Origin of the sequence: Mesorhizobium tamadayense, from assembly GCF_003863365.1 — a bacterium.
GTDB lineage: Bacteria > Pseudomonadota > Alphaproteobacteria > Rhizobiales > Rhizobiaceae > Mesorhizobium > Mesorhizobium tamadayense.
The window spans coordinates 1-4,517 of the sequence record NZ_RQXT01000112.1 but is presented as its reverse complement, the minus strand read 5'-3'; the positions used below and the strand labels follow the sequence as shown (position 1 = coordinate 4,517).

At 58.5% G+C, this 4,517-nt stretch carries 5 protein-coding genes; 3 read left to right on the top strand and 2 right to left on the bottom strand.

Annotation, left to right across the window (positions count from 1 at the left end):
- Nucleotides 1-25 precede the first annotated feature (25 nt).
- Both EH240_RS36420 and EH240_RS36415 read right to left on the bottom strand, forming a co-directional pair.
- Nucleotides 26-844 carry an IS3 family transposase gene (locus tag EH240_RS36420; RefSeq protein ID WP_245436699.1) on the bottom strand — a complete coding sequence of 273 codons (819 nt, stop codon included), beginning with the start codon at nt 842-844 and terminating at the stop codon, nt 26-28.
- A complete protein-coding gene (locus EH240_RS36415; RefSeq protein ID WP_125007168.1) occupies nt 823-1,173 on the bottom strand; it encodes a transposase in 351 nt (116 codons plus the stop codon). The genes EH240_RS36420 and EH240_RS36415 overlap by 22 nt, the downstream gene beginning before the upstream one ends.
- Before the next feature lie 1,217 nt (nt 1,174-2,390).
- Between EH240_RS36415 and gmd the strand changes: the two genes are divergently transcribed.
- The 3 genes from gmd to tnpB form a co-directional block, all read left to right on the top strand.
- Nucleotides 2,391-3,452 (top strand): GDP-mannose 4,6-dehydratase, encoded by a 1,062-nt coding sequence (gene gmd, locus EH240_RS36410; protein WP_125007170.1) that lies wholly within the window; start codon nt 2,391-2,393, stop codon nt 3,450-3,452.
- 404 nt (nt 3,453-3,856) lie between these two features.
- Nucleotides 3,857-4,249 carry an IS66-like element accessory protein TnpA gene (tnpA, locus tag EH240_RS36405; RefSeq protein ID WP_125007167.1) on the top strand — a complete coding sequence of 131 codons (393 nt, stop codon included), beginning with the start codon at nt 3,857-3,859 and terminating at the stop codon, nt 4,247-4,249.
- Nucleotides 4,246-4,517 (top strand): IS66 family insertion sequence element accessory protein TnpB (gene tnpB / locus EH240_RS36400; protein ID WP_148101170.1); only part of this gene is annotated, 272 nt, incomplete at its 3' end. The genes tnpA and tnpB, both read left to right, overlap by 4 nt.

Sequence of the window (4,517 nt, the reverse complement as noted above, 5' to 3'; positions counted from 1 at the left end):
AGTGCGCCCCTCGGACCGGACAGGATCAAGCCGCAGTTTTGACCATCTGCCGGGCGTGTTGGTCCTCGAACTGTTGCGGGCTGAGATAGCCGAGCGCTGAGTGCAATCGGCGGGTGTTGTAAACCTCATCAATGAAGCGGGGAAGGTCCTCAGCGACGTCGGCGAAGGTTTCGTAGGCCATCGGATAGACGGCTTCGACCTTCATCGTCTTCATGAAGCTTTCCGCTTTCGCATTATCGTAGGGATTGCCGCGCCGGCCCATCGATCCAATAAGATCGTGCTCGGCGAGAACATTGCGGTAGAGGAGTGCGGCATATTGCGACCCTCGGTCCGAGTGATGGACGCAGCCCGGCGGGGGTTTTCGTCGCTCGATTGCCGCCTTCAATGCTGCAACGGTCAAGCGCGCGTCGATCGACCGGCCGATGGCGTAACCAACGACCTTGCGTGACCAGGCATCCAAAATGACCGCGACGTAGACGAAGCCCGCCGCAATCGTCACGTAGGTTATGTCGCTCACCCAGAGTTGGTTCGGGCCGTCGGGTGTCACGTTCTTCGCCAGGTTCGGAAAGATCGGCAACTCGTGATCGCTGTCCGTAGTGGCGATGAAGCGCCGCCTGATCCTGGGCTGCAGATCATGCTCGCGCATCAACCGTCTGACCTTCTTGTGGTTGACGACGATGCCGCGCTGCCGCAGCGCCGCCTGCATGCGGCGATAGCCGTAAGCTTCGAAGCTGTCGGAGATCTCACCCATCGTCTCGACGAGCGCTGTGTCATCCACGGCGGTTTCGGGCTGATCGTAGTAGGTTGATCGCGCAATCCTCATCAGCCGGCATCCTTCAGCGATGGAGACACCGCCGGGCCGGTGATCACGGATGTAGTCCCGCCTCTCGGACGTGGTGCGCTTTTCAGAGCCCCCTTTAGAAACTCGATTTCCAAGGCTTGTCGGCCTACCAGCCGCTCCAGCGCTGCGATCCGCGCCTCATAGGTCTGCAACATGTCAGCCGCTGCCACGTCCTCGTCGAAGGAGCCCGCCTCGTATTTCTGGACCCAGATGCGGATCAGATTACGCGGCAGTTCGTGCCGCTTGGCGAGACCATGCAGCGTCTCGCCGGACAGGAATTCCTGCACTACCTGACGTTTGAACTCGATGCTGTGCGTGCGATAAGTCACCATGGGCTTCCATCCTTCGAAAGCCCGGCTTCCAAGTCAATTCTGCTTGTTCAATCTGTCCGGTCCGAGGGGCGCACTCCATTATGGGGTCAATTTTGCACGCCGATTCACACTGTGATCTCCCGTCCTTCAATTTTTACCGCCATCTTTTCGCTCTTCCCTGGCAAGCAGCCCCCCCTCTCTCAACGGGATTTCGCAAAATTCATGCCAATTTAGATGACAGCGCCACGGAAGGGATTTCATATTTTCTTTCAGTGGCTTAGACAAAACGTCCAAGACGCCGGCCAACCAAGGCTGTGTCGTCAAACCGACAAAGCCGACACAATTGCCGGATGTCGACGAACACGCTGAGCATGAACCCACCCGCATGGGCCAACACTCCCTTCTCGCTCCGGCATGCATTGGAGAGCCCTCGAAACGGCCTTGATTTTCCATTCGACGCAATCCTCTTCAGCCGGACATTGCGCCGCCCAATTTGAAGTTCTGAACGCGAGTACGTCTGAAAAAGGCATGCCCGGCAGAGACGGAGCTCCTTGCCGGGCCGGATTCGCCTTTGGGAGGTGGCGTAAGCTAGCGACTTTCGTGGCGGCGGGACCACTCAATCCGTGCCTTTTGCGCAATCGCGAGCATGTATCGTGCCAAGCCAAAAGCATTTTGAAAAGCACCCGAGAGTCAGCTTCCTCTACGTTGCGTACCCCACATTGTCGGCTATCCGACATTCAGGGAGAAACCTTGCACCGGCGGCCGATTTGCCGTCGTGGTCCTTTTGCCGGCAGTTGATAGAGCAGCTCGGCGCCGGTTTTCTTAGAAAGGACCAACAACCTGGTTCACGGACTGTGGCGCGGAAAACGGCTCTTGCGATCTCCTGGCGGCGCGGATCGTTTAAAGCTTGAACTCTGCATCTAATCGATAAGAGTTCATCCATTCTGTGGATGCATTGCATCGAAACAATCGATTTTACGAAAACTAACAGACATGAAAAGACGCCGCTCCGAAGGCGGCGCCTGCCAGGAACTCCTCGTGCGAAAGATGGGCGAACTCCTCCTGGATCTGATGCCGACGGCGCATGACACTCGATGGCAAACGCCTTCTGAATATCACTCGAGGCGCAGCTAACGATCAAACTGCGGTGATTGCATTCGGGATTACAGCGCACAGTTCGTCATTCTCACGGGCCTTTGACATTCCTGGCCAGACGCTCATCCACGGAAACATCACAAATGAGTTCACCTCGACGTACAGCATTCATTACGGGTATTACCGGCCAGGACGGTGCGCTGCTTGCCGAACTGCTGCTTTCGAAGGGCTACATGGTGCATGGCCTGAAGCGGCGAGCATCGCTGATCGGCAATACCCAACGCATCGACCACCTCTATCAAGATCCTCACGAGGATCATCCCGACATGGTCCTGCATTACGGGGACATGACGGATGCGACAAACCTGATCCGTCTCCTGCAGCAAACGCAGCCTGACGAGATCTACAATCTGGCTGCGCAAAGTCATGTGCAAGTCTCATTCGAGACCCCCGAATATACGGCCAATGCCGACGCTCTCGGCACACTGCGGCTGCTGGAAGCGATCCGCATTCTTCGTCTCGAGGAAAAAACCAGATTCTACCAGGCCTCCACATCCGAACTCTACGGCTTAGTCCAGGATTCGCCGCAGAAGGAGATTACCCCGTTTTATCCGCGCTCGCCGTATGCGGTGGCGAAGCTCTACGCCTACTGGATCACCGTGAACTATCGTGAGGCATACGGGCTCTTTGCCAGTAACGGGATTCTGTTCAATCACGAAGGACCGACGCGCGGCGAAACTTTCATCACGCGCAAGGTCACCCGTGCCGTAGCTGCGATCATGGCCGGCCAGCAGGACTGTCTCTATCTCGGCAATCTGGAGGCAAAGCGCGACTGGGGTTCGGCGCGCGACTATGTCGAGGGCATGTGGCGCATCCTGCAGCACCACGAGCCTGACGATTTTGTGCTCGCGACCGGCAAGACGCATTCAGTCCGCAGCTTTGTCGAGACTGCCTTCCGCCGGGTCGGAAAGGAGATCGCCTGGGAAGGCGAAGGCGTTGACGAGGTAGGCCGCGAACGCAGGACCAATCAGGCGCTGATCCGAATAGACAAGCGCTATTTCCGTCCGACCGAGGTGGACCTGCTGATCGGCGATGCCTCCAAGGCGGCCACCAAGCTCGATTGGAAGCCGACGACCACTTTCGATGAGCTCGTCTCGGAAATGGTCGAGGCCGACTGCCGCGCCTACGGGATCACGCTCACTTGACGTGAAAAGACAATGATTTCGCCGGATGGCAAACGCATTTGGGTCGCGGGCCAGCGCGGCATGGGTGGGTCCGCATTGGTGCGCCAGCTGTTCGGCTTGCCCGAGGTAAAGATCCTCACGGTGGACAGTCGTGATCTCGACCTGGCCGATCGCGCAGCGAGGACGCCCAGGCCTGGGCACAGCGTTCGACCTGGTTATCATGGCTGCCGCCAAGGATCGGGGAATCCCACCAACAATGAAACCCAGTCGACTTCCTCCAGGACAATCTTGCTGTCGACCTCCCTACGATCAGGACCGCATTCGACTCGGCGTCGAGAAGTTCATGCTGCTCGGCTCGTCCTGCAATGTACGCGTCCGCGGACGGCCGCCTTGCCTGCGAAGGGAGGATGTAGCTGACTGTCGGTATGGATATCGCTACTGACTGTCGCCAAGTCACCCGTCTCGAGATTGTTGACACTGGCCGCCGGCGCCGCTGGTCGGAGGAGGAGAAGCTGCGGATCGTCGAGGAGAGCTATTCGGCTCCGCGGCAAGCATCCGCGACAGCGCGGCGTCACGGGATTTCCAACCCACTGCTGTTTGCTTGGCGCAAGGCGCATCGCGAGGGTCGGCTCGGCGAAGGTGGCGTCTGTGGTTTCGTGCCGGCGATGATCGTACCGGAGCAGCCAAAGAAGGGTCCAGAACCGGCTGGCGGGCGCATGGAAGTGGTGAGCGTGAATGGCCGCAGGGTCATCGTCGAGCCCGACGTGGACGTGGAAGCGCTGCTTCGGATCATGCGCGGCCTGGAAACGCTGCGATGATCCCGATTCCGACGGGGGTGCGGGTGTGGCTGGCGACGGGACACACCGACATGCGCTGCGGCTTTCCCAGCCTTGCTCTACGCGTGCAGGAGATCTTGAAGAAGGATCCGCTGAGCGGTCATATTTTTTGCTTTCGCGGTAAAAGAGGCGATCTCCTGAAGGTCATTTGGCATGATGGGCAAGGATCATGCCTGTTTACCAGGCGTCTTGAGCGTGGCCGCTACATCTGGCCTTCTCTGGCAGACGGAAGCGTTACGATCTCGACGGC

Coding starts and splice junctions, on each gene's coding strand:
- tnpA (WP_125007167.1), top strand. CDS start 3,857: ATGGATATCGCTACTGACTGTCGCCAAGTCACCCGTCTCGAGATTGTT.
- EH240_RS36415 (WP_125007168.1), bottom strand. CDS start 1,173: ATGGTGACTTATCGCACGCACAGCATCGAGTTCAAACGTCAGGTAGTG.
- gmd (WP_125007170.1), top strand. CDS start 2,391: ATGAGTTCACCTCGACGTACAGCATTCATTACGGGTATTACCGGCCAG.